The sequence below is a fragment of the Paraburkholderia sp. Ac-20342 genome, assembly GCF_017104985.1.
GTDB lineage: Bacteria > Pseudomonadota > Gammaproteobacteria > Burkholderiales > Burkholderiaceae > Paraburkholderia.
Genome location: NZ_JAAGPQ010000065.1, coordinates 14,384 through 40,062, shown reverse-complemented (window position 1 = coordinate 40,062; position 25,679 = coordinate 14,384). Strand labels below are relative to the sequence as shown.

Annotated in this window: 19 protein-coding genes; 10 read left to right on the top strand and 9 right to left on the bottom strand. The window is 64.5% G+C overall.

Annotated features, from left to right (window positions below):
* The first annotated feature begins 381 nt into the window (after positions 1 to 381).
* The 7 genes from tssI (at position 382) to G3N58_RS23510 (ending at position 13,856) form a co-directional block, all read left to right on the top strand.
* Positions 382 to 4,350, top strand: coding sequence for a type VI secretion system Vgr family protein (gene tssI, locus G3N58_RS23540; RefSeq protein ID WP_206000338.1), 3,969 nt, complete (start codon positions 382 to 384; stop codon positions 4,348 to 4,350).
* 7 nt (positions 4,351 to 4,357) lie between these two features.
* Positions 4,358 to 4,987: a hypothetical protein gene (locus tag G3N58_RS23535; RefSeq protein WP_206000337.1), complete on the top strand. Its 630-nt coding sequence runs from the start codon at positions 4,358 to 4,360 to the stop codon at positions 4,985 to 4,987.
* A gap of 311 nt (positions 4,988 to 5,298) precedes the next feature.
* Positions 5,299 to 8,544: an efflux RND transporter permease subunit gene (locus G3N58_RS23530; RefSeq protein WP_167043875.1), complete on the top strand. Its 3,246-nt coding sequence runs from the start codon at positions 5,299 to 5,301 to the stop codon at positions 8,542 to 8,544.
* Between the two features lie 23 nt (positions 8,545 to 8,567).
* Entirely contained in the window at positions 8,568 to 9,794 is a 1,227-nt protein-coding gene (locus G3N58_RS23525) for an efflux RND transporter periplasmic adaptor subunit (RefSeq protein WP_205990250.1), read from the top strand.
* A complete protein-coding gene (locus G3N58_RS23520; protein ID WP_241017216.1) occupies positions 9,794 to 11,458 on the top strand; it encodes an efflux transporter outer membrane subunit in 1,665 nt (554 codons plus the stop codon). Before G3N58_RS23525 ends, G3N58_RS23520 begins: the two co-directional genes overlap by 1 nt.
* A 224-nt stretch (positions 11,459 to 11,682) precedes the next feature.
* A complete protein-coding gene (locus G3N58_RS23515; RefSeq protein ID WP_013591770.1) occupies positions 11,683 to 12,369 on the top strand; it encodes a heavy metal response regulator transcription factor in 687 nt (228 codons plus the stop codon).
* Positions 12,366 to 13,856: a heavy metal sensor histidine kinase gene (locus G3N58_RS23510; RefSeq protein WP_205990249.1), complete on the top strand. Its 1,491-nt coding sequence runs from the start codon at positions 12,366 to 12,368 to the stop codon at positions 13,854 to 13,856. The genes G3N58_RS23515 and G3N58_RS23510 overlap by 4 nt, the downstream gene beginning before the upstream one ends.
* Here the strand turns inward: G3N58_RS23510 and dinB are convergent.
* From dinB to G3N58_RS23490, 4 genes are all read right to left on the bottom strand, one after another.
* A complete protein-coding gene (gene dinB, locus G3N58_RS23505) occupies positions 13,823 to 14,989 on the bottom strand; it encodes a DNA polymerase IV (RefSeq protein WP_167043885.1) in 1,167 nt (388 codons plus the stop codon). The genes G3N58_RS23510 and dinB overlap by 34 nt on opposite strands.
* Positions 14,990 to 15,210: 221 nt before the next feature.
* On the bottom strand, positions 15,211 to 15,789 hold the full coding sequence (locus G3N58_RS23500) for a YceI family protein (protein WP_167043888.1): 579 nt from the start codon (positions 15,787 to 15,789) through the stop codon (positions 15,211 to 15,213).
* 108 nt (positions 15,790 to 15,897) lie between these two features.
* Positions 15,898 to 16,482: a YceI family protein gene (locus G3N58_RS23495; protein WP_167284832.1), complete on the bottom strand. Its 585-nt coding sequence runs from the start codon at positions 16,480 to 16,482 to the stop codon at positions 15,898 to 15,900.
* Positions 16,483 to 16,619: 137 nt separating this feature from the next.
* Positions 16,620 to 17,183 (bottom strand): cytochrome b, encoded by a 564-nt coding sequence (locus G3N58_RS23490; protein ID WP_167043895.1) that lies wholly within the window; start codon positions 17,181 to 17,183, stop codon positions 16,620 to 16,622.
* Positions 17,184 to 17,422: 239 nt separating this feature from the next.
* Between G3N58_RS23490 and G3N58_RS23485 the strand changes: the two genes are divergently transcribed.
* Entirely contained in the window at positions 17,423 to 18,673 is a 1,251-nt protein-coding gene (locus G3N58_RS23485) for an arsenic transporter (RefSeq protein ID WP_206000336.1), read from the top strand.
* Here the strand turns inward: G3N58_RS23485 and G3N58_RS23480 are convergent.
* Positions 18,670 to 18,945 (bottom strand): hypothetical protein, encoded by a 276-nt coding sequence (locus G3N58_RS23480; protein WP_167043901.1) that lies wholly within the window; start codon positions 18,943 to 18,945, stop codon positions 18,670 to 18,672. The genes G3N58_RS23485 and G3N58_RS23480 overlap by 4 nt on opposite strands.
* Before the next feature lie 378 nt (positions 18,946 to 19,323).
* Here G3N58_RS23480 and G3N58_RS23475 point away from each other — a divergent pair, with 378 nt between their 5' ends.
* Both G3N58_RS23475 and G3N58_RS23470 read left to right on the top strand, forming a co-directional pair.
* A complete protein-coding gene (locus G3N58_RS23475; protein ID WP_167043904.1) occupies positions 19,324 to 20,037 on the top strand; it encodes a response regulator in 714 nt (237 codons plus the stop codon).
* Positions 20,034 to 21,482, top strand: a complete 1,449-nt coding sequence (locus tag G3N58_RS23470; protein ID WP_206000335.1) for an ATP-binding protein — start codon at positions 20,034 to 20,036, stop codon at positions 21,480 to 21,482. The genes G3N58_RS23475 and G3N58_RS23470 overlap by 4 nt, the downstream gene beginning before the upstream one ends.
* Before the next feature lie 85 nt (positions 21,483 to 21,567).
* Here G3N58_RS23470 and G3N58_RS23465 read toward each other — a convergent pair whose 3' ends face one another.
* From G3N58_RS23465 to G3N58_RS23450, 4 genes are all read right to left on the bottom strand, one after another.
* Complete coding sequence (locus tag G3N58_RS23465; protein ID WP_167043911.1) at positions 21,568 to 21,834, bottom strand: hypothetical protein; 267 nt, start codon at positions 21,832 to 21,834, stop codon at positions 21,568 to 21,570.
* A gap of 326 nt (positions 21,835 to 22,160) precedes the next feature.
* Positions 22,161 to 22,469 carry a transposase gene (locus G3N58_RS23460; RefSeq protein WP_167043914.1) on the bottom strand — a complete coding sequence of 103 codons (309 nt, stop codon included), beginning with the start codon at positions 22,467 to 22,469 and terminating at the stop codon, positions 22,161 to 22,163.
* A 233-nt stretch (positions 22,470 to 22,702) separates the two neighbouring features.
* Positions 22,703 to 23,251, bottom strand: a complete 549-nt coding sequence (locus tag G3N58_RS23455; RefSeq protein WP_206000334.1) for an energy transducer TonB — start codon at positions 23,249 to 23,251, stop codon at positions 22,703 to 22,705.
* A 210-nt stretch (positions 23,252 to 23,461) separates the two neighbouring features.
* The gene (locus G3N58_RS23450) at positions 23,462 to 25,342 is read right to left on the bottom strand and encodes a sigma-54-dependent Fis family transcriptional regulator (protein WP_240159050.1); all 1,881 of its coding nucleotides are present in this window, start codon (positions 25,340 to 25,342) and stop codon (positions 23,462 to 23,464) included.
* Between the last annotated feature and the right edge of the window lie 337 nt (positions 25,343 to 25,679).

The following is a 25,679-nucleotide window of genomic DNA, read 5'->3' as shown; positions in this document are numbered from 1 at the left end:
ATTGCGTTGACCTGAGGGTTCCTGAATGGTTTGCTAGTGAGCTTTGCAAACCGTTCGGGCGTTTGGGGAACAGATTCACGCGGCCGGCCCCGCGCAGGGATCGCTCGATTTCCCTACCCGTGTGGTTGCGTGTTTCCTCATCACTCTCAGGAGCGCAATGGTGAAAGACACAAGCGGAAAGGACATGATCCGCTCCGGCGAGATAGCCAGACACGGAGCCAAACACGGTGGCTATATCGCCGGAGCGGCAACCGCTCTTGCACGCACGCGGCATTGGATCGCTCATTGCGAAGAGCCTATCTATCCACCGCGACGTGGCCGTTGCGCACGTGGGCGACGCGAGCACGCACGCCGCCATGCATATCGATGCCTGAGGCGCGCATGAAATGGGATGTCCAGACGCGCGACATCGAGTTCACCTGTCCCGCGCTTCCCGAAATGGTCGGACGCGGGCCAGGCGGCAAGGCGTTCAGCGAGCCGATGCTGATCGCGCGCAGTATCAGGGGACGCGAGGCGGTGGGCGAACTGTTCGAATACGTCGTCGTCGCCGAGAGCCAGCTTGGCTTTCTGCAAAATCCGGCCGACGCCGCGCAGATCGATCTGGAGCCGATCATCGGACTCCACGGCACCGTCGCGATTCAGCTTGCCGGCATCGGTACGTCTTTCATGGGCGAGCAAGGCGAGATCGGGCGCGCCAATGTCGGCGCCGATACGCGTTACATCAGCGGCGAGATTGTCTCGGCGCGCATCCGGTGTGTGGAAGATCGCGCGGCCGTCTATGAATTCGTGTTGCGCCCCTTCGTATGGCAAGCGACGCAGAACTGCGATTCGCGCATTTTCAGCGGTTCGGTGACGGACGTGCTGCGGGACGTTCTCGCAAAGTACGTGGGCACGATCGAATGGCGTATCGGCGGTCCGTGGGGCGGCAAGGCTTACTATCCGCCGCGCGACATGGTCCGGCAGGCATGGGAGTCGGACTGGACGTTCGCACTTCGTCTGATGGAGGAGTGGGGTCTGGTGTTCTGGTTCGAGCACCGGAAGGATTTTCACAGCCTCGTAATCTCCGACACGTCGGGCGGATTCGAGCGGCATGGCGTCGCCTATGAAACGTTGCGCTATCACACGGGCAGCCGGATCGACGAGGAGCACATCGGCGAACTGGCCGTGACGTACACCGCGACGGCGGGCAGGGCGACCGTCAACGATCACAACTACATGCGGCCTCGCCTCGGGAAGGGGCGGGTGGCGAGCCGCGAGGCGCACGAGGACACGAGCGGCACGGCTAATGGCGAGATCGAAATCTATGCGCCCGCCGAATTCGCGCAGCCCGAAACGCGTTCCACGACTGAGCAGCACGACATGCACGAGGAGGGCCGGCATCTGGCGCGCGTGAAGTTGCAGGCGGCGCGTTGCAAGGGGCTGCGCGCGAAGGGCAAGGGGCATCTGCGCGGGCTCGAGCCGGGCCGCACCTTCACGCTGGCGAACTATCCGCAGGCAGCCGCGAATCGCGAATATGTCGTGCTGGCCTGCGAACTGGATATGACCGAAGTCGGCACGTCGACTGTCGGTACGTCAGCGGATGCACGACGCACCTATGCGGTCAATGCGGAATTCGAACTGCATCCCGTCGGCGAGCCATATCGATTGCCGCAGATAACGCCGAAACCGCGCGTCGAGGGTTATGAATATGCAGTTATCGTGGCTCCGCAGGACCACGAAATGTGGACCGACTATCGCAACCGTTTGTTGATCCAGTTCGACTGGGACCGCGAGGCCAGGTTCGATGGCGCCCGGTCGATCTGGGTACGTGTCGTGACGCAAGCGCAGGGGCGCGAGATGGGCGTGGTCACGCCGGGGCGTGCCGGCCAGATGGTGGTCGTCTCGCATGTTCACGGCGATCCCGACCGGCCTGTCGTCGCGGGATTCGTAGTGGACAGCGACAATCTTCCGCCTTGGCAACTGCCCGCGAACGCGGCCTTGAGTGGCATGCGCAGCAGGCGTCTCGAACACGGTGCGGAGTCGAATCATCTGGCGCTGGACGATACACCCGGCAAACAGCAGGCGCAGCTTGCGAGCGATCATGCGAAGTCGAGCCTGAGTCTGGGCTTCATCACGCGGATCGACGGCAACAAGGGGCGGCAGGATGCGCGTGGCGAAGGCTTCGAATTGCGTACTGATCGTTGGGGCGTGCTGCGAGCAGCACGAGGACTTCTCGCGACGACGTTCTCGCGGCCCAACGCGGCTGGCCAGGCAAAGGACGTGTCGGAGACGCATGCGCGCCTGACCGAGGCGCGCGGCATTCACGAGGACATGGCGCAACTCGCCCAGCGCCACGGCGCGCAGAGCGCGGCGGATAACCAGGGCGACGTATCGAAGGCGCTCAAGGATGCCAACGCGGCGCTACGAGGCCAAGCCGCAGCGAATTCCGACGACTTCCCCGAACTTGCAAATCCCGATATCGCGATTTCGAGCGCGGCCAACGTTCACTTGAGCGCAACGGCCAGCATGCACATTGCGAGCCGCGAACACACGGCGTTGACCTCCGGCGGGAGTGTCGCGATTGCGGCGCTGAAGTCGCTTTACGCGTCGATCGGTGGGCGGATAGCGCTGTTTGCGTCGAAGGCGATCACGATCCTGACGCCGGGGCGCGTGCGTGTCGAATCGCAGACCGATGAGATCGAGCTGATTGCGCGGAAGGTCATCAATATCCTGAGTCAGGAGAAGGAAATCCGGCTGACGGCGCAGCGTATCTTGATGAGGGCCGGCGACACGCTATTCGAGCTTGGACCCAACGGAATTTTTGGGCACACCAAGGGCGCGTTGCTCTTTCGTGCCGCATCTCGCGCAATGCACGGCCCGCTGAATGTGCCGGTAAGGGCTCCCATGACGGATCTCGCCCTCGCGAAGGTCGCCGAACATTTCGTGCTGGTCGACAACCGCTCGGGGTTGCGGATAGCGGAGCAGCCTTACAGGGTGACGCTGACCGATGGCCAGGTCATCACGGGAACCACGAGCGCGATTGGCGAGACTGCGCTGGTACTCGCCCAAACCATGCAGATGACAACCGTCGAGATTTTGCATAACGACGGTAGCGGCAATGCCGCGGCGATCTTGCAGCCGATGATGACGCAGTCGGCGGAGCGTGTTGGTCACTCAGAGGGCAGTCCCGAGATGGCTTTTGAAAAGCGTGCGGTTCAGAGCCATCGAATCGGTTCGAGTACTTTGCAAGCCAATGGCGATCAGCCGTCGACCTCGGGATTCGATATTCACTATGCGCTGTGCAGTCCGTATAACTGGGGGATGCGTTATTCGAAGGCGAATGAGAATCGGCCAGGGCAGCTGGAATTTCCGGAGGCGAGGAAATTCGCGGTGGCTATTCGGGAGGTGTTGCTCGATGAGGTGTTGTGGGGGGATAACTATTATGGAGGGCAGGGGAAGAGGCCGTCGCTTCAATTGACGTTGCCGCTAGAGACCGATTCATGCAAAAAACTCGCCGGGCTCCTGCTCTCCGTTATCAAATCGGCGCTTACCGATCCTTCATCGGGTTCTTTCGCCATTCCGGAGACGTGCGCACCTAATGTGATAGTAAGTGCTAAACCATTGCCGAACAATGACGCAGGCACATTTGATCCTGCGTCATGGACATTGAGCGTGAGTGGTCCCGCGATGCTACTGCTCTTTGAAACTCGGTCAAAAGAAACTCTCGAAGCCGGGGTGACGGATGCTGTAGCGAAGCTCACAGATTTCGTTAACACAATCTATCACGAGACACGTCATTGCCAGCAATGGTTCTGGATGTTCGCAATGATGCAGCAACAAGCGGCAAACTTCAGTGGTACGCCTGATATAGCTCGGTTGCCTGCGGAAGTAGCAAAAAATGGAACAGCGCCGGATGTTGTCAACATAGCCTCAAGCCAGAAAATTCCAGACGACAACTTGGCGTTGACCGGTATCAAGCGCATGACTGCAGGAGCTTATCTATTCGTGCTTTACAAGTATTACCGCGAGAATATCCGTCCGAGCTACATATCAGACAGCATTTCTTTTAGCAGTGAATATACGAGTGCGCGCCAGCAAGCAAAGGAGCTATTGAGCGATGCAGGAGCCGGAGGGACGCCAATCGACGTGGACAGGATGCTTGCAGATGGCATTGGACAAGGCTATCTGAGTAGGCCGTGGGAGGACGATGCCTTTTTCTGTGGAGAACTAGCTGGAATTTATTGGACGGGAAATGAACCTCAAAACATTGCTGATAATCAGTGCAGCCGCAAGTATGCACTCGCCTATAACGCAAGCCGCCTCGCCTCAATTGCTGGGCAGCAGTCAACCCCTCACGATGAGAAAAAGTGAGATGCCAATGATGCCACCCGAACAAGACATGACGAGTGAACAACAGGCACAAATGCTTCAGGCTATGAAAACAGGTCTGCGGTGGGTTGCTGGAGAAATTACTTTCGAAGACGTGCAGTGGATTCTCGGGAAATATCAGGACGGTCCCTACGATACCGGTTCCGGTCTTTCCTATGTCTACTACCCAGGCAACAGGATGTCGATTGAATTTGCATTCGATAAGACGAGGCAGACTGACCGCAAGCCCACTGTCAAATATTTTCAGCTGCAGGTGAGCGATCATCTCAGACCCCACCTCGCAAAGGAAAATTACGAAACCTACCTCGGACTCCATCGGCTTGTATACGGCGAGCTGATTGACGGCGTACGAAAAGAACAGGGCCGTTTCTTTAATCCCGGAATGGGCGACTTTCTCGGCGACCGCAACCATGTCGGACTTTCATATCGTTTGCCTTTGCCAGCCGACTCACCGTTCGACGTCTACGCGGACTTCTATTTTGAAGGCCGGAACGACCCGTCTGACTACGCCAGCCTGAAAACAGCCGACAATCTGCGTTCGGTGACGATCACCCGCATCTACCTGACACCGGAAGAACTGGACCAGCACCACACCGCAAAGAGTCAAAACCCGAAATAACCGACCTTACAAATACAAAAACACCCCACAGAAAACCGAACGCACATTTCGCAATATTTCATACGACGGCCACCCACAAATCAGCAAGCACTCCCTTAACTGCGCCCAATTCTAATTAAAAAACGTTTGCGTGCCCTTAAATCCGCGGCAACCTTCCACCCACGCCGCACCCCCGCAAAACATCCAATCACCTTACATCCACCTTCCTGACAATTTAGCCATTTTGGTGTCATGCAGGTGTTGGTCCTACCGATCTAGCATAAGCGGGATTTCGCTCTCCCTTCCACCTGCATTCTCTCTGGCCCGTTTCAATGTGGATCGTCAACGTAGCACTTAAGCGGCCATACACGTTCATCGTGATGGCGATTCTGATCGTGCTGGCGACGCCCTTCGTGCTGTTCACCACGCCCGTCGACGTGCTGCCGGAAATCAACATTCCGGTGGTCAGCATCATCTGGACGTACACCGGTCTGTCGGCCGAAGACATGGCCAACCGGATGACGTCGGTCAACGAGCGCAGTCTGACCACCACCGTCAACGACATCGAGCACATCGAATCGCAGTCGCTGCAAGGCATCTCGATCATCAAGGTGTTTCTCCAGCCGAACGCGAACATCCAGACCGCGATCGCGCAGACCGTGGCCGTCGAGCAGTCGCAGTTGAAGCAGATGCCGCCCGGCGCGACGCCGCCGGTCGTCATCAGTTACTCGGCGTCGGCCATTCCGGTGATCCAGCTCGGCCTGTCGAGCCCGAAGCTCTCCGAGCAGGCGCTCAACGACACCGCGCTGAACTTCCTGCGCCCGCAGCTCGTGACGATTCCGGGCGCGGCCGTGCCGTATCCGTACGGCGGCAAGTCGCGGTTGATCTCGGTCGACCTCAACACGCGGGCGCTGCTCGCCAAGGGGCTGACGCCGATCGACGTGGTCAACGCGTTCAACGCGCAGAACCTGATCCTGCCGACCGGCACGGCCAAGATCGGGCCGAAGGAATACACGGTCAACATGAACGGCTCGCCGCCGACGCTGGAAGGGCTCAACGACATTCCGGTGCGCACGGTCAACGGCGCGACCACCTATCTGCGTGAAGTCGCGCACGTGCGCGACGGTTATTCGCCGCAGACCAACATCGTGCGGCAGAACGGCAGTCGCGGCGTGCTGATGTCGGTGCTGAAGAACGGCGACGCCTCGACGCTGACGATCGTCAACCGGCTGAAAGCGCTGTTGCCGGGGGCGCGTGCGGTGCTGCCGTCCGATCTGCAGATCACCGCGCTGTTCGATCAGTCGGTGTTCGTGAAGGCGGCCGTGCAGGGCGTGGTGCGCGAGGCGCTGGTGGCCGCCGCGCTGACCGCCGCGATGATCCTGCTGTTTCTCGGCAACTGGCGCAGCACCTGCATCATCGCGATCTCGATTCCGCTGTCGATCCTCTCGTCGCTGATCGTGCTGCACGCGCTCGGGCAGACCATCAACATCATGACGCTCGGCGGGCTCGCGCTGGCGGTCGGGATTCTGGTCGACGACGCGACCGTGACGATCGAGAACATCGAGCGGCATCTGCACATGGGCTCCAATTTGCACGATGCGATTCTCGACGGCGCGGGCGAAATCGCGATTCCGGCGCTCGTCTCGACGCTGTGTATCTGTATCGTGTTCGTGCCGATGTTCTTCCTCGCCGGCGTCGCGCGCTATCTGTTCGTGCCGCTCGCGGAAGCGGTCGTGTTCGCGATGCTCGCCTCGTACATCCTCTCGCGCACGCTCGTGCCGACGCTCGCGATGCTGCTGATGGGGCACGCGCACAAGCCGAAGGCCGGCGCGAAGCCGAACCTGTTCATGCGCGTCTATCATCGTTTCGACGCGGGCTTCGAGCGCATGCGCGCGGCCTACATCGTGATCCTGAGCAGCCTGCTCGTGCGCCGCAAGATGTTCGGCACGCTGTTCCTCGGGTTCTGCGTGCTGTCGATGGGGCTCTTCTTCGTGCTCGGCGAAGACTTCTTCCCGAGCGTCGACGCGGGCGACATCCGTCTGCACCTGCGCGCGCCGACCGGCACGCGCATCGAGGAAACCGCGCGGCTCGCCGACGAGGTGGAGAAAGTGATTCGCGAAGTCGTGCCGCCGAAGGAGCTCGGCACGATTCTCGACAACCTCGGCCTGCCGTATAGCGGCATCAACATGTCGTACAGCAACTCGGGCACGATCGGCACGCTCGACGGCGAAATCCAGATCGCGCTCAACGAAGGCCACAAGCCGTCGCAGATGTATATGGACAAGCTGCGCACGATCCTGCCGCAGCGTTTCCCGGGCGTCGAGTTCTTCTTCCAGCCGGCCGACATCGTCACGCAGATCCTGAACTTCGGGCTGCCCGCCGCGGTGGACGTGCAGATTTCCGGGGCGAACCAGAAGGGCAACTTCGACATCGCGAGCAAGCTGCTCAAGCAGGTGCGGCTGATTCCCGGCACGGTCGACACGCATATCCAGCAGAAGCTCGACGAGCCGGTGATCGATCTGCACATGGACCGCACGCGTCTGCAACAGTTGAACCTGAGCGCGAACGACGTGGCGCAGAACGTGCTCATTTCGCTCTCGGGCAGCTCGCAGACTTCGCCGGGCTTCTGGATCAACAACCGGAACGGCGTCGAATACAAGGTCGCGGTGCAAACGCCGCAGTACCAGGTATCGTCGATCGACGAACTGCTCCGCACGCCGGTGTCGACCTCGGCCTTCGGCCCGACGCAGCTGCTCGGCAACCTCGTGAAGGTGTCGCCGCAGCAGCAGTTCGCGGAAATCACGCACTACAACATCCGCCCGGTGATCGACCTGTACGTGAGCGTCGAGAAGCGCGATCTCGGTAGCGTCGCGAATCAGGTCGACAAGCTCGTCGACCAGGTGCGCGCGTCGCTGCCGCGCGGCAGTACCATCACGGTGCGCGGCCAGGTGCAGACGATGCGCAGCTCGTTCCTCGGGCTCGGGCTCGGCGTGGCGATGGCGATCGTGCTCGTGTATCTGCTGATCGTCGTGAACTTCCAGTCGTGGGTCGATCCGCTCATCATCGTCAGCGCGTTGCCGGCGGCGCTCGCGGGCATCGTATGGATGCTGTTCCTCACGGGCACGCATCTGAGCGTGCCCGCGCTGACCGGCGCGATCATGACGATGGGCGTTGCGACCGCCAACAGTATTCTGATGGTCGCGTTCGCGCGCCAGCGGCTCGCGGCCGGCGCGCCGCCGCTCACGGCCGCGCTCGAGGCCGGCGCGAGCCGGATCCGCCCGGTGCTGATGACCGCGTTCGCGATGATTATCGGCATGATCCCGATGGCGCTCGGTCTCGGCGAAGGCGCCGAGCAGAACGCGCCGCTCGGCCGTGCGGTGATCGGCGGCCTGCTGTTCGCGACGGTATCCACGCTGTTCTTCGTGCCGCTCGTGTTCGCGGGCATTCATGGCCGTCTCGCGCGCCGCAAGAAAGAGGGCGGCGACCACGACGGCGGCAATGACGGCAATGACGACAGCAATGGCAACGGCGGCGGCAGCCCGGCGCCCGAGCATAGCGGCGCGGCGACGCCCGCGTAAAAGTTAAACGATGGTTGACTGAGATGACCGAAAAAAACCATGCATCGCTAGCGATTCCCCCGCGGGAAACCGAAGAAGGGGAGCACATGCTGCCACCGCGTCACCGCGAATGGAAACGCGCGAAGATCGCGGTCTGCATCGTGCTCGTGCTGCTCGCGCTCGGCGCGCTGCGCACCGTGATCGCCAACGTGCTGCAAAGCCGCGAGGTCGAGGCGACCACGCAGCAGAACGCCGTGCAGTACGTGAACGTCGTCATGCCGAAAGAGACCGACAGCGGCGGCAGCACGCTGCTGCCGGGCACGTTGCGCGGCTACGTTGAATCGCCGATCTACGCGCGCTCGACCGGTTATCTGCTGCACTGGTACGCCGATATCGGCGCGCACGTGAAGCAGGGCCAGCTGCTCGCCGAACTCGACACGCCGGAAATCGACCAGGAACTCGCGCAGGCGCTGGCGCAGCGTCAGCAGACCAGTTCGAGCCTCGGCCTCGCGAAAAGCTCGCTCGAACGCTGGCAGCAATTGCGGCAACGCGATGCGGTCTCGCAGCAGGAACTCGACGAACGGCAAAGCACGTATACGCAGGACGTCGCCAATCTCGCCGCCGCGGATGCCAACGTCAAGCGTCTGCAGCAGCTCGAATCGTTCAAGCGGATCGTCGCGCCGTTCACGGGCGTGGTCACGCAGCGCAACGTCGACGTCGGCGATCTGATCGACGCGGGCAGCGGCACGAGCCGCGCGCTGTTCGCGCTCGCGCAGTCGGACCCGCTGCGCGTCTACGTGCAGTTGCCGCAGGCCTACGCGCAGAACGTCGCGGTCGGGCAGAAGGTGGTGGTCACGCAGGCCGAATTGCCGGGGCAGCAGTTCGACGGCAAGATCACGCACATGTCGGGCGCGATCGACGTGCCTACGCGCTCGCTGCAAATCGAAGTGACGCTGCCGAATCCCGACGACAAGCTGCGGCCCGGCGCCTACGTGCAGGTCGCGGTGCCCGCGGCCGCCCAGGCGCGGCTCACGGTGCCGAGCAATGCGCTGCTGTTTCGCGCCGAAGGTCCGCGCGTCGCGGTCGTCGATGCGAAGGGCAACGTGAGCCTGCGCAAAGTCGTGATCGCGCAGGACCTCGGGCAGACGCTCGAAATCGACAGCGGCGTCGCGCTGACCGATCACATCATCATCAACCCGAGCGATTCGATTGCCGACGGCGATCACGTGCAGATCGAGCCGACCGGGAAAAACGGCAAGGAGGCGTCGTGATGTTCGCGGCCTCATGCCGGGAGCGGGCGCGGGAACCTGCGCGCAAGCGGGCACGCGGCGGCGCGCTCACCGTGCTGAGCGCGCTCGCCGGCGCGGCGCTGCTCGCCGCCTGCACGGTCGGCCCGGACTATCAGCGCCCGCAGGCCGAGGTGCCGCCGGACTGGCACACCGATTCGTTCTGGCGCGTCGCCGCGCCCTCGCATGCGCCGATCGCGCCCGACTGGTGGACGAGCTTCGCCGATCCGACGCTCACCTCGCTCGAAACCGAGGCGCTCGCGCAGAACCAGACGCTCGTCGCGGCGAGCGCGCACTACGAGCAGGCGCGCGCGACGCTTGCGAACCTGAGCGCGCAGCGCGTGCCCGAAATCGATCTCGGCGCAAGCGGTTCGCGCTTCCGGATCTCGCACGACCGGCCGCTCACGAACTACGCGACGCCGACGCAATCGACGGTGCAGAACAACATCCAGCTCGGGCCGACGATCAGCTACGACACCGATCTGTTCGGGCGCATCCGCCGCGAGGTCGAGGGCGCGAAGGCGTCGGCGGAACAGTCTGCCGACGATCTCGCGAATGCGCGCCTCGTGCTGACGACCGATCTGGCCAGCGACTATTTCTCGCTGCGCGAGCTCGACGCCGAGATCGACGTGCTGAACCAGTCGGTCAAGCTGCAACAGAAAGCGCTCGACTACGTGAGCTCCGAACACGATCTCGGCGCGGTGTCGGGGCTCGACGTGCTGCAGCAGAAATCGCAGCTCGATGCGACGCGCGTGCAGGCGCAACTGCTGCTCAACCAGCGCGCGCAGTACGAGCATGCGATCGCCGCGCTGGTCGGCGTGCCGGCTCCGCAGTTCGCGATCGAGCCGAAGGTGGTCGACATCAAGGCGCCGGCCATTCCGCTCGGCGTGCCAAGCGACGTGCTGCAACGGCGGCCCGACGTGGCTTCGGCCGAACGCGCGATGGCCGCGGCCAACGCGCAGATCGGCGTGGCCAAGGCCGCGTTTTTCCCGAGTCTGACGCTCACGCCCGGCATCGGCTGGGAAAGCACCGAGTTCGCCAATCTGCTCACCGCGCCGACGCTGATGTGGACGCTCGGCGCGACGGTTGGCCAGGTGCTGTTCGACGGCGGACGGCGCGCGGCCAACGTCAAATACGCGAGCGCGGGCTACAAGGCCACCGAGGCGAACTATCGGCAGACGGTGCTGAGCGCGTTCCAGCAGGTGCAGGACGGCATTACCGGACTGTCCGTGCTCGACGGCGCGGCGAAGCAGTCGAGCGAGGCGGTCGAGGATGCGCAGCGGCTGCTGTCGCTCGCGAACGACCGCTATTCGGGCGGCCTCGTCGCGTATCTGAACGTGATCGATGCGCAACAGTCGCTGCTCACGAGCGAGCGCCAGGACGTGCAGATTCATGGCCAGCAGTTGACGGTGTCGGTCGCGCTCGTGAAGGCGCTCGGCGGCGGCTGGGATGCAGGCGGTACAGGTGCCGCAGGCGGGACGGATGGCGCCGGCAGCAGCGGCGCGAATGGCAACGGTAACGGCGGCAGTCATGATGGCCGTAGCGGCGGCGCACAGGCCGCGAATGCGACGAACGCAGCGAACGTCACGAACGTAGCCAACCTGCCGGCTAGCGCGCAACCGCAGCGGACACCGGCGCCCGCGCGCTGACCTGCTATCTCGCGAAGCCTGCCGCTCGGGATGCGGGGCCGGGCCGAGGCAGAGCCAAGCACCGCCTAAATCAAGGCCGAGGTCTGCGCCCAAGCCTGCATTCAGGCCGGCGCCGCTGGCAGCAAGAATCAAGGGTCGTTTCGTATAATGCAAGGTCGGGCAGCGACGTTGCAAGGGACCGTAGCCGATGCTGAAGCACTGGCCACGGCCGACAGGGGACACGCATGAAATTGCTGATTGTTGAAGACGAGCACAAGGTCGTGGACTACTTGCGCTCCGGTTTGACAGAGCAGGGCTGGGTCGTCGACGTCGCGCTCGACGGCGAGGAAGGCATGCATCTGGCAACCGAATTCGATTACGACGTGATCGTCCTCGACGTGATGCTGCCCAAGCGCGACGGCTTCAGCGTGCTGAAGGCGCTACGCATGCGCAAGTCGACGCCGGTCATCATGCTGACCGCGCGCGATCACGTGAACGACCGCGTGCGCGGTCTGCGCGAAGGCGCCGACGACTATCTGACCAAACCGTTTTCGTTTCTCGAACTCGTCGAGCGTCTGCATGCGCTCGCGCGCCGCACGCGTTCGCAGGAATCCACGCTGATTTCGGTCGGCGATCTGTTCGTCGATCTGATCGGCCGCCGTGCGACGCGCGACGGCGTGCGGCTCGATCTGACCGCGAAAGAGTTCCAGCTGTTGAGCGTGCTCGCGCGCCGCCAGGGCGATATTCTCTCGAAGACTGCGATTACCGAACTCGTGTGGGACGTCAATTTCGACAGCCACACCAACGTCGTCGAAACCGCGATCAAGCGGCTGCGCGCGAAGCTCGACGGCCCGTTCCCCTCGAAGCTGCTGCACACCGTGCGCGGCATGGGCTACGTGCTCGAAGTGCGCGAAGAGGCCGAGCCGTCATGAACCGCTCGATCGCCCGGCGTCTCGCGCTGATGTTCGCGTTCGTCGCGCTGTTCGTGTTCACGCTCGTGGGCACCGGGCTCTTTCTCGTGCTGCGCACGCAGCTCGAACACCATCTGCGCGAATCGCTCGACGATCGCACGCAGATCGCGCGCATCATCGTCTATCACGCGAGCACGGCCGACAAATGGCGCATCGCCCGCGAAAAACTCACCGACATGACGCCGCACGACAGCAGCACCGTGTACGCGGTGTCGAGCGAGGACCCGAATTTCCGCTTCGGCACGCCGGTGCAGGGCACGGTCATGAAAAGCTGGCCCGATGGCTACGCGCGCATCACGCCGGCGGACGGCGGTCCCGACATGCTGACGTTCACGATGACGCTGGCGGCCAATGCCTCGCGGCCACCCGTGCAGTTGCAGGTCGCGTCGAGCTATTCGCCGAATCTGCGCACGATGCGCGTGTTCGGCTCGACGCTTGCCGCGCTTTCCGCGCTCGGCAGTCTCGCCGTGCTGCTGCTCAGCTATTCGGTCACGCGCATCGGGCTCGCGCCGCTCACGCGTCTCACGCGCGACGCCTCGGCGGTGAGTCCGAACAATCGCTCGCAACGGCTCAACACGGCGTCGCTGCCGCTCGAACTCAACGACCTCGCGAACTCGTTCAACGGCGCGCTCGAACGGCTCGACGGCGCCTATGGCCGCCTCGAATCGTTCAACGCGGACGTCGCGCACGAACTGCGCACGCCGGTGACGATCCTGATCGGCCAGACCGAAGTCGCGCTCACGCGCAACCGCTCGGTCGACGATCTGCGCCATACGCTGCAATCGAACCTCGAGGAATTCGAGCGCATGCGCGCGATCATCAACGACATGCTGTTTCTCGCGCGCGCCGATCAGGGCGAACGCGCGACCGGGCTCGTCGAGGTATCGCTCGCGGCGGAAGTCGCGCATACGCTGGAGTTTCTCGAGATTCCGCTCGAAGAGGCGCGCGTGCATGCGCAACTGCATGGCGATGCGCTCGCGCGCGTGAACCGCTCGCTGTTCGGCCGCGCCTGCACGAATCTGCTGATGAACGCGATCCAGCATTGCGAGCCGGGCGCGTCGATCAGCGTGACGATCGCGCGCGGGGAAGGCCGCATGAGCGGCCAGTGGTGCGTGGCCGTCGCGAATCCGGGCGCGCCGATCGCGCCGGACGTGTTCGAGCATCTGTTCGACCGCTTCTATCGCGCCGAAGCCTCGCGCACCAACAGCCGCGAAAACCACGGGCTCGGGCTCGCGATCGTAAAGGCGATCGCGGAGATGCATCGCGGCACCGTGTCCGCGCAGAGCGCGAACGGCGTCAACACGTTTGCGTTTTCGGTGGCGGCGACAGCGGTGCCGGGCGAGATGCCGCCCGAGGCGCCCGCACGCCCGGTTGCGAATGCGGTGGGTGTGCCGACCGATACGGCCGATACGACCTATGGGTCGCTCGCGAAGGGCAAGTCGGCCTGAACCGGCAAACGCGGCTTGAGCGCCGCTTCGCTCGCCGGCATCAACGCGCTGATGCGCACGCCCAGCAAGCGCAGCTTGCGGTTCAACTCCACCCGCCGTAGACATTCGGTGGCCGCGCGGCGAATCTCGGCGGCGTCGGCGGTCGGGTCGTCGAGCGTCAGATCGCGCGTGACCGTGCGGAAATCGTCGTAACGCAGCTTGATGCCGACCGTGCGGCCCACGTAGCCCTTGCGCGCGAGATCGTCGGCGACGCGCACGCACAGCCCCGTAAACGCGCTCGATAGCGCCGGGCGGTCATGACGCGGATGCAGATCGCGCTCGAAGGTGGTCTCGCGGCTGATCGATTTCGGCTCCGATTCGACCACCACCGGACGCTCGTCGTGGCCCTGCGCGACCTGCATGAGCCAGGCCGAATAGCTGCGCCCGAAATGGTCCTGCAACAGCCCCGCGTCGGCGGCGGCGAGATCGCCGACCGTCGCGATGCCGAGCGCGGTCAGTTTCTGCGCGGCCTTCGGGCCGATGCCGTTGACCTTGCGCACCGGCAGCGGCCACACGCGCAGCGGGATGTCGGCCGGCGCGAGGAGCGTGAGGCCGTCGGGCTTGTCGAGTTCGGAGCCGATTTTCGCGAGCAGCTTGTTCGGCGCGACGCAGATCGAGCACGTGAGGCCGGTCGCCTGTCTGACGGCCTGCTTGATGCGCATGCCGAGGTCGCGCGGCTCGCCGGGCAGCTCGGTGAGGTCGATATAGATTTCGTCGATGCCGCGATCCTCGATGCGGTCCGTGAACGTCCTGACCGCGGCCTTGAACAGGCGCGAGTAGTGGCGGTACGAGTCGAAGTCGGTCGGCAGCAGGATCGCGTCGGGCGCGAGCGCGGCGGCCTTCATCATCCCCATTGCCGAAAACACGCCGAGCGCGCGTGCTTCGTAGGTGGACGTGGTAACGACGCCGCGGCCCGCGTAATCGCGCAGTTTCGCGAAGCGCTTGCTGCCGTCTTCGAGCACCTGCGGTGCGCTGTTGCGGCCGCCGCCGATCACGACCGCGCGCCCGCGCAGCTCGGGATAGCGCAGCAGCTCGACGGACGCGTAGAACGCGTCCATGTCGAGATGCGCGATGCGGCGGGGCGGAGAATTCATGAAGCGGTGGACGCGCGGGTAATGACGGTTGGACGATCGGACGATCGATGCCGGCGCCGCGCTGTGTCTGTCGCGGTCTGCCAAACCGTCATGGTACCTTGCCGGCGCTCATTGTCCGAGCGCCGCCGCGGCCCACCGAAAACGACATCGCGGGCGCCCGACGGCGCGCCCGCGATGGGTCTGCTACATACCTGCTACATGCCCGTTACGTCGGGCCTGCCTTACTGCTTGATACCTTCAGCCTGGATATGCAGCGTCGTCTTCATGTTGAAGCCGTACGCCTTGCCGAAGTCGACCCCGAAGTCGTCGCGGTTGAACGTCGCGGTCGATTCCGTGCCGCACACTTCGCGCTTGAGCATCGGGTGCTGAATGCACTTGAACGATTCGATCTTCAGATTGACCGGCTTCGTGACGCCATGCATCGTCAGCGTGCCGATCACTTCGACGGGCTTGTCGCCGTCGAAGCGGATCTGCGTGCCCTTGTAGGTCGCGGTCGGGAACTTCGCGGTGTCGAAGAACTTCTCGCCGACGAGTTCCTCGTTGAGCTTGTCGTTGCCGATGTCGACCGAGGTCATGTCGATCGTCACATCGACGGTGCCGGTTTTCGCCGCGCGATCGAGCACCACGGTGCCGCTGCTCTTCTTGAACTTGCCGCGCCAGATCGAGACGCCGCCCATGTGATCGGCCTCGAAGCTCGGGGACGTGTGGGTCGGATCGAGCACGTAGGTGTCGGCGGCCATCGCGTTGAACGACAGCGCAGCGGCGAGCGCGCCCGCGGCGAGCAGGAAGGATTTTTTCAAGGTGGACTCCAGATTTCAGAAAGTGTCGTGGTACGGCGGTCGTGTGACATGCCGTCGTGCTTCGGTGCTGCGTATCCGGTACTGCGTATTGCGATGCTGCGTTCCGCGTTATTTCTTCGTGGAAACGAGGTGGAATTTGATGACGACTTCATCGGCGACGACCGAGGTGTCCTTCCACTCGCCGGTGCCGACGTCGAACTGCGTGCGCTTGATCGGCAGCGAGCCGTCGAAGGTTTGCGTCGCGCCCTGGCTCGCGATCACGACCGGCACCACGACGGTTTGCGACTTGCCCTTGATCGTGAGCTTGCCGGTCACCTTGTACTGGTTGCCGCCGGCCGGCGCGATCGCGCTCGATACGAAGGTCGCGTTCGGGAAGGCCGCGCTGTCGAACCATTCCTTGCCTTGCGCCTGCTTGTTGTAGTCGTCGGCGCCGAGGTCGTAGCTCGCGGTGTCGATCGACACGTTGGCGCTGCCCGCCGTCGGTTTGGCCGGATCGAAGTTCAGTTGCGCCGAGAACTTTTTGAACTTGCCGTCGACGGGCACGTTCATCTGTTTCGTCGTGGCAACGACGCTGCTTTTGGCGAGATCGACGTCGGCGTGCGCGAGGCCCGCGCCGAACAGGGAAAACGCGGCGAGGCCGGCGAGCGCGGCGCGCTGGGCGGCGTGATGGAAGTGGTGAAGGGTCGCTTTCATGGTGGTACGCATCCTATCCGAGTCGCGCGCGTTCATTGCATACCGCGCGGAATTAGATTGCCAACGGGTCGTAGTCAATCGGGTGCCGGCGGGCTGGCCGAAGCCTGCGCGTCGCTGCTTCGTGTCGCTTCGTGCGGTCATGCGCGCGTCTTCAGAAACGGCACCATGCGGGCGAGCAGGCCGTCTCGATCGATGAACTGATGCTTGAGCGCGGCGAGCACGTGCATGGCGACGAGCGCGAGCAGCGTGTAATTGAGCAGCACGTGGACCGTGCGCAGCGTCGCCTTCAGCGCCTGGTCGGGGCCGATGAAGGTCGGCAGCGGCACGAGGCCGAGATACACGACCGGAATGCCGGCCGCCGAGGTATAGAAGTAGCCGGACAGCGGAATCGCCAGCATCAGCAGATACAGCACGCCGTGCACGAGATGCGCGGCGGCCTTCTGCCAGCCGGGCGTCGCGTCGTCGAGCGCGGGCGCGCGGTGCGTAGCGCGCCAGAGCACGCGGAGCACCGCGAGCGCGAAGACGGTCACGCCGATCCACTTGTGCCACGAGAAGTACTTGAGCTTCGTGGGCGTAAAGCCGGGGATATCGGTCATGATCCAGCCGATATAGAAACCGCAGATGATCAGCGCCGCGATCAGCCAGTGCAGCGCGATGGCCGCGCCGTTGTAGCGGACGGCATCGGAAGGTCGAGTGGGCATCGTGTCGTGTCGGTTGCGCGCGAGGGATCGCGCATCAGTGCGGATAGTAGGGACACCCATGGAAACTGAATAGACGGGTGAGCGAAAACAGATTGTTGTCGCCGTGACGCTAATGGCTTTGAAAGACAGCTTTGAAAGCCTGGCGCGCCGGGCGAGGCGCTGTGGTAATTTGTGACCCCAACAAGCGGGTTGTATCAGGCAAAGCACAATCCGCGCAACCCTTCAGCCGGGCCGACTTCGTGAATTCCGTGTTTCTTTCGTGGGGTATTGCTGCGCTTGCCACCGCCGGTGTCATCGCGCGGCCGTTCAAATGGCCCGAGGCCGTGTGGGCCGTCGCCGGTGCGCTGCTGCTCGTGTCGCTCGGCCTGTTGCCCGTGTCGCTCGCCGTCGAGGCGATCGGCAAGGGCAGCGACGTCTATCTGTTCCTGTTCGGCATGATGCTGCTTTCGGAAGTCGGCCGCCGCGAGGGGCTGTTCGACTGGGTCGCGGTGCTCGCGGTCAACCATGCGCGCGGCTCGCCGCGCAAGCTGTTCGTGCTCGTGTACCTGGTCGGCGTCGTGATTACCGCGTTTCTTTCCAACGATGCGACCGCGGTCGTGCTCACGCCGGCCGTGTTCGCGGCCGCGAAGAAAGCGAAAACGCCGCCGTTGCCGCTGCTGTTCGTCTGCGCGTTCGTCGCCAATGCGGCGAGCTTCGTGCTGCCGATCTCGAATCCGGCCAATATCGTGCTCTACGGCAATCACACGCCGCCGCTCGGGCCGTGGATGCTGCGCTTCACGCTGCCGTCGCTGCTGTCGATCGGCGCGACCTTCGTGATGCTGCGCTGGACCCAGCGCGAGGCGCTGACCGGCGTCTGCGAGGCGAATCTCGAGGCGGTGATGCTGTCGGCGAGCGGGCGCGTCGCGCTCGCGGGCATCGCGGTAACGGCGGCCGCGTTGCTGACGGTCTCCGCGTACGACATCCCGCTCGGCATGCCGACCGCGATCCTCGGCACGCTGACCGCGCTCGTCGTGCTTATCAAGGAGCGCAAATCGCCGCTGCCGATGATCCGCGAAATCTCGTGGAGCGTGCTGCCGCTCGTCGCCGCACTGTTCGTGCTCGTCGAGATGCTCGATCACACGGGCGTGATTGCGACGCTCGCGGCCGCGTTGCGGCGCGCGACCGAACACAACGAAATGGCCGCGGCGGGCTGGGCCGGCGCAATCGTCGCGTTCGGCAGCAACCTGATGAACAACCTGCCCGCCGGCCTGATCGCGAGTTCGACGGTGTTGCAGGCGCACAGCCCCGAGCGCGTGATCGATGCGCTGCTGATCGGCGTCGACCTCGGGCCGAACCTGTCGATTACCGGTTCGCTCGCCACGATCCTCTGGCTCAACGCGATTCGCCGCGAAGGCGAAGACGTGAGCTTCGCGAAGTTCCTCAAGGCCGGCGTGTTCGTGATGGTGCCGGCACTCGTGCTGGCGCTCGGCGCGCGGATTCTAACGGCTTAAGCGTCGGGGACGAGCGTGTTTGGAGGTTCATAGCCGAGGCCGCGAGGCCGCCGCGTTTTGGCGCCGGCCAGGTTCCGTGTCGCGCCGACCGAGCGCAGCGTCGCTTCGAGTTGCGCGAGACGTTGGCGTTGCGTCGGCAGCATCGTCGACGAACGGGTCAGCGCATGCAGCCGTTGATGCCAGTACGACAGCGGAAAACGGTCGCGCGTGGAAATCAGGCTGAAGACGATTTCGAGGTGAGCGATTTCTTTATCGATATCCTGGTAACTCATCTGAGGGTTCCGGAAGAAATGGGTGGTTAGCCCCGCGCGAACCGGCGTTACGTAGCAAACTTCGTTCCTGCCCGCGCGCAGGGCTTCCCGCCCATTGCGGCAACGGCAAGCGCGCCCGGCAGCAGGTGTCGGCGCGGCAGGCGTGACGGTAGAAAGTGCAAAGCGCTGCAAGCTTTACGTGTAGCGCTGAATACATCGTGCGAACCGTCCTGCTGGCGCTGTCTTCCCTGCGTTCGGACAGCGGGAATTCACGAGGCGTGGGCGCCTGACGCATGTCCTATGCTGGTTCAACGGCGCCGGTTGCGGCCGGGGCGGGGTCGCCGAGGTCGCAGCGGTCGCGCAGGGCGCGAGCCGGCGCCCGCTACGAGGAGCTTGCGCATGGAACGCCCCGCCAGAATCATCGTGCTCGACGACGAAGCCGAACTGCGCAACATGCTGCTGCGCTTTCTGCGCGGCCACGGCTTCGACGTGCGCGCCGCCGAAGACAGCAAGCGGCTGTACCGCTATCTCGAACGCGAGCCGTTCGATCTGCTCGTACTCGATCTGATGATCGGCGAAGAGGACGGCCTCGAAATCTGCGCGAAGCTGCGCGCGCAAGGCGAGACGCTGCCGATCCTGATGCTGACCGCGAAGGGCGATCCGCTCGACCGCGTGACCGGCCTCGAAACCGGCGCCGACGATTACCTCGCGAAACCGTTCTTGCCGCGCGAACTGGTCGCGCGCATCAACGCGCTGCTGCGGCGCCAGAAGATGGCCGCGGGCGATGTTACCGTGACCTCGCAGCGTGTGCGTTTCGGCGACTTCACGCTCGACGTCGGCAAGCAGGAACTGCGGCGCGCGGGCGAACCGCTCGAGATTCATTCGGCGCAGATGCTGCTGCTCGTCGCGCTCGCGTCGTCGCCGAATCGTGCCGTGAGCCGCGACAATCTGCTCGCGCGCGCCCGCGGGCGCGACCATGACGCGCTCGATCGCAGCATCGACGTGCAGGTGCTGCGGCTGCGGCAGATCGTCGAGGACGATCCGGCCAAGCCGCGTTTCATCCGCACCGTGTGGGGCGTCGGCTACATGCTCGCCGCCGACGTCGAACCATGACGCGCGCGCTCTGGCAGCGGGCGCTGCCGAGGACGCTGCTCGCGCGCAACATCGCCTTGCTGATCGCACTCGTGATGCTGAGCCAGGTTTGCTCGATCGGCGTGCTGCTGCATTACGTGCAGCGGCCGCGCGTCGAGCGCGCGGCGGCCGTGTTCGCCACCTACGTGACGACGCTCGACAGCCTGCTCGCGGCCACGCCGCCGGCCGCGCGCGCCGTGCTGAGCGCGCGCCTCGACGCGCGCGAGCAGTTGCCGCCCGAGGCCGACGCCGCGCCGCGGCCGAGTCTCATGCGCGCGTATCGCAACTATCAGCGCGGCGTGTTTCTCGACAGTCTGCGCAAGCATCTGCCCGCCGACATGCCTGCGCGCTGGCAGACCGAGGGCGCGCAGCGCTTGTGGATTCGCATGCATGCACCGGTGGGCGGGGCGGGCGGTTCTTCTTTGGCCGATGCTGCGGGCCATGTTTCGGGCCATACCTCGGGTGATGCTTCGAGCCATGCATCGGACCATGTTTCCGGCAGGATGCCGGCCGCCCCGTACTGGATCGCGTTGCCGATTCCCGAGGACGCGCAGGGCAGCGGGCTCGAAGCGGCGATCCTGCTGTCGCTCGGCCTCGGCGTGCTGGCGGCGCTGGCCGGCTATGCGATCCAGCTGCATCTGAACGAGCCGTTGCGCGAACTGACGCGGGCCGCGCGCCGCGTCAGCGCCGGTGAAACGCCCGCGCCGTTGCCGACCGACGGCCCCAGCGAAATCGCCGCAGTGGGCAGCGCTTTCAATCAGATGACGCGGGCGTTACAGGAAGCCGAGGCGACCCGCGCGCTGATGCTCGCGGGCATCTCGCACGACATTCGCACGCCGCTCACGAAGCTGCGTCTTTCGATGGCCATGGCGATGCCGCAAGGCGGCGACAGCAGCTTCGTGATCGCGGCCGAGTCGTATCTGGACCAGATCGAGACGATCCTGCAGCAGTTCATGGACTACGCGGGCAGCGGCGAGCGCGAGGAAGCGCAAGCCGGCGATCTGAACGCGCTGATCGAGCGGCTCGCCGGCGATTTCGCCGGGCTCGGGCACGCGTTCGAGTTGTCGCTCGGGACGCTGCCGCCCATCGTCTATCGTCCGATCGGCATGATGCGGCTCCTGATGAACCTGATGCAGAACGCCATCGTCTACGGCGGCTCGGGGCTCGCGGTGCGCACGTGGGCGACCCGGGATGCGCTGACGGTCGCGGTCGGCGATCGGGGCAAGGGTTTGTCGGCGGCGGAACTGGAGAAGCTCAAGGCGCCGTTCCAGCGCGGCCGCAATGCGCGTGCGCACAGCGGCGGTACGGGGCTGGGGCTGTCGATTGTCGAGCGGATCGCGCGGCTGCATGGCGGCAGTCTGCAGTTTCATGCGCGCGAAGGCGGCGGGCTCGAAGTATGGGTCGTGTTGCCGGTGGCGCGTGCGTGACGCAGCGGCCGTGCCGTCACGTCACGCTGCTACGCCGCGCCGAGAGGGGCGATGATTGTCGCGCGGCTGGCCGGAGCCGCGCGGCTCACTTGCGGTCGAGCCACGCGTCGATGCCGACGCGAAACGCGACACCGGCGATGACCGGCACGGTCAGCATCAGGATGATGCCGAAGTTCGGAATCTCGTCGCCGTACATGATCGGGTTGTAGAGCACGACACCCGACACGATCGCGAACGTTACCAGGCCGATGGCGACCATCAGGAGATTGCGCGCGGTCAGGGACAGCGGCTTGTGCTTCGCCTCGTTCGGCGGGGTGCTCGAGCCGGAAGCTTTGTCGTGTTGGGCAGACATGATGGTTCTCGCGACGAAAAATGCGGCTTAAGGAGCGGTCACGGCGGTCACGGCGATCACGACGCTGGCGCGTCGCCGCTGCGTGGCGTCCTGGGCCGGAGCGGGACGCGTTCGGCATCATACCCGCGCGCGCGTTGCCGATACAGATCGCGCCGTACCGGCAGGGCAAAGCGCGAGTGCTCCTGACATCAATATAAGCCGCATTGCCGCCGGCGGTACGAGGAAAAGCGCGTGAACGCGGTGCGCCGCGCAGCAAGGCTGCGTGCGGATCGATCAGCCGCGATCAGCCGCGCTGCGTTTCGCTTCGTTTTGCAGCCGCGCAGACTTTATGCGTCGGCTGCCGACGCTTCCGGTGCTTCCGACAGGGCGACCTGCCCGGTCAATTCGAGCTCGTCGAGAAGCCGCGCGATGAGGCCCGAGCGCCGCCATTGCAGCCATTTGAGGTAGCAGGTCTGCGACGGCGGAAACGTCGCCGGCAAACGGTGCCATTTTTCGTTGCGCGTCATGATCCACAGGATCGCGTTCACGATTTCGCGCGGCGGGCGCGACGGTCGTCCGGAACGCTTCTTCGGCTCCTGCTGGAACAGGTGGCTGATACGCGCCCACGCGTCATCGGAAAGAGGAAGATCTAGCATGCCGTCCAACGTTCAACTGACAGGTCGTCTCGATCTTACGGTTTGGCGCGGTGCGTCCAGTGCCGGATTTGGCTGCGGTTTTACCCGTTGAACGGCGAATTGCTTTGCCGCCGATGATGGTAGCGTTGCCGCATGCGGGTCATGGCCCTTTGCATGGGGTGATTCATGGCGCTTCAATTGCATCGCTTCAAGGGTGTGTTTGACCGCGCACTTAACCGCGCGTCAATCGCACGTCAATTGCACGAATGCATGCCGCTAACCCAGATGCATTGATGCCGGGACCAGTGGCTTTCGTCGCTGAGACCGGCTGCGGAGGGCATGCCGAGTCCCTGCTGGACGGGCCTGAAATGCAGGACCATTCTGCCGACCCGATGATCGGCCGGCGCGGGATGCAGCGCCGGCGTCGCCCCGATCGAGCGATCGACTGCGTGGTCCCATGCGGCGTTGCCGCTGCTGCCGAGCCGCTGGATCGCGCTGATCTCGCCGTTCGGGGCCACCCGCACTTCGACGAGCGCTTCGGGGTTGTCGCGCACCTGATCGCTCGGGGCATGCAGATTGGCGCCGATGGCGCAGCCGACATAGCGCGACCACTGCGACTCGTTGAGACTGTCCGGCGCGGGGGGCGGCATGCCGGCCGGCGCGAGTATCGCGAGACAATGATCGAGCACCTGCTGCGCGGGGCGGACGGGGAGGTTGTCCGCCGCGCTCGGCGGGTCGTTCGCGCAGCCCGCGAGCAGCGCGCACGCCAGGAAGCAAGCGATCAATCGTTCGTTGTTTTTCATGGTCGAATCCCCGGCGCCAGAACGCCACGATTCTAGCGGGTCCGGGAATTCGCGCAATGCGTGCCGGATGCCCGGGGCGCGCCCCGGGTTGCAACCCGGGCCATGACTCAGGACGTGACCCAGGTCGTGATCCAGGTCGCAAACCCGGCCGGCGCCTGCCGCGGGTCGACGCGTCGTTCGCTCTTCGTGCGTTCTTCGCCCGCTCCTGGCCTATACCCGCAGCCCCCGGGTCTTCAACCGGTAGACGAGCTGCGGACGCGTAATCCCGAGCGTGCGCGCGGCCGCCGACAGATTGCCCTGCGCGCGCTGCACCGCGCTTTTCAGCAGCGCGGTTTCGATATCGTCGAGCGAAGTCGGCTCGATCTCGCCGCTCGCGCCCATCAGCAGGTCATTCACTTTTCTGACGACGCGTTCGACCTCGCCATCGGCGGCCGCTTTCTGATCGAGCAACGAGTCCGAGGGCATCAACGAGCCGTTGATGCCGAGGCCGAACATCTGCGCGTCGATCGTTTCGCCGCTCGTGAACAGATGGCCGATATCGATCGCGCCGCCGTCGGGCGCAAGAATCACGCCGCGCTCGACGAGGTTCTCCATCTCGCGGATATTGCCGGGCCAGCCATAGCTCAGCAGCGCGTCGAGCGCGCGGCCCGTGAAGCCGGTCACGTCGCGCGCATGACGTTCGCGATACTTGTGCAGCATGTGATTGAGCAGCACCGGCAGATCCTCGCGCCGCTCGCGCAGCGACGGCACGCGAATCGGAAACACGTTGAGGCGGAAATACAGGTCTTCCCGGAAGCGGCCCGCGCGAATCTCGTCCTTCAGATCGAGGTTCGTGGCCGCGATCACGCGCACGTTGACGCGGCGCGTCTGCGTATCGCCAACCCGTTCGATCTCGCCTTCCTGCAGCGCGCGCAGCAGCTTGCCCTGCGCGGTCAGGCTCAGAATGCCGATCTCGTCGAGAAACAGCGTGCCGCCGTCGGCGCGCTCGAAGCGGCCGGGCCGGCTTTGCGTCGCATCGGTGAAGCCGCCGCGCTCGACGCCGAACAGTTCCGACTCGACCAGCGCTTCCGGAATCGCCGCGCAGTTGACCGCGACGAACGGGCCGTTGCCGCAGCCGCTGATCCGATGCAGCGTGCGCGCGCACACTTCCTTGCCGACGCCGCTCTCGCCGAGAAACAGCACGGTCGCGCGCGTGTTCGCGACGCGCCGGATCATATGGCAGACCGCGTTGAAGCCGGGCGATGCGCCGACCATGTTGTCGTCGTCGAACGCGGTGGGCGTGGGTGGGCGCGTGTCGCCGAACATGGCGAGGTTCGCATTGCCCTTCGCTTCGCGCCGCGCGTCATGTTGCGTGTCGTGCGGCATGTCGCGTTGTATGTCACGTTTCGCCGCGCCCGCCGACAGCCCCTGCGTGAACGACTGCGCCTGCATGAAACGCAGATCGTCCGCGGCTTCGTCGCCCCATTCCTCGACCGGCTTGCCGACGATCCGGCATTGCGGTTGTCCGAGCGCGCGGCACTCGACCTCGCGATAGACGATCGGACGCCCCATGAATACGCTCGTATAGCCGGACGCATAACCGATCTGCGTCCAGCAGACCGGCTCCGCACCGATGCCGTAGGTGCGGATATGCTCCTCGTCTTCCGCGCAGTTCTTCCAGACGAATTCGCCGTAGTACTGACCTTTTTCGACATCGAGTTCGAGCCGCACCGGCTCGACCACGGTCACGCCTTCGAGCATATGCAGTTGCGGGCCGACCGCGAACATCTCGGTGATCGAGCTGTCGGGGCGCGCCTTGCGCGCGAGTTCCGCGTCGCGCGCGCCCGAGTTGTAGCCCATGCGCGTGAGCAGGCCGCGCGCCGCGTCGAGGCCGAGACTGTCGATCAGCTCGCGCCGCATCGCGCCGACCGAGCCCGCATGCACGAGCAGCATGCGCTGATCGCCGAGCCAGATGCGCCCGTCGCCAGGCGAGAAGTGCAGGCGCGACATGAGATCCGCGATGTCGGGATAGCGCAGGCTGTCCACGCAGGCGCCTTTCGGCGAGACCATCGACATGTGCGGATGCTCCGCGGACTTGATTCGGGTGACCATCGCAATTCTTCTCCAACGACTGCATGAGTTTTTCGCCGGCAGGTGCCGGCCGTCAGTATGCAATGCCGCGCGCATGGCTGCATCGAGAATCGCAGGTCGGCACGCCCCGGGTGTTCCCGTATGCCGATTTGATCGGCTTTATCACGCTCGCAACGGGGCGATTTCGATCATTTGATCTAACGCCACGCGGCGCACGGCGCTTGCCGCCTTCGTCCCGGAAATTTTTTTCGCGCGTTTTTCCCTTGATTCATAAGGGATTGTGCGCCTTTCGCCGCGCGCCGGGCGGCTTTCCAGCACGCGTTGGCATGGCCATTGCATGAATAGGCGCGCTGCTATG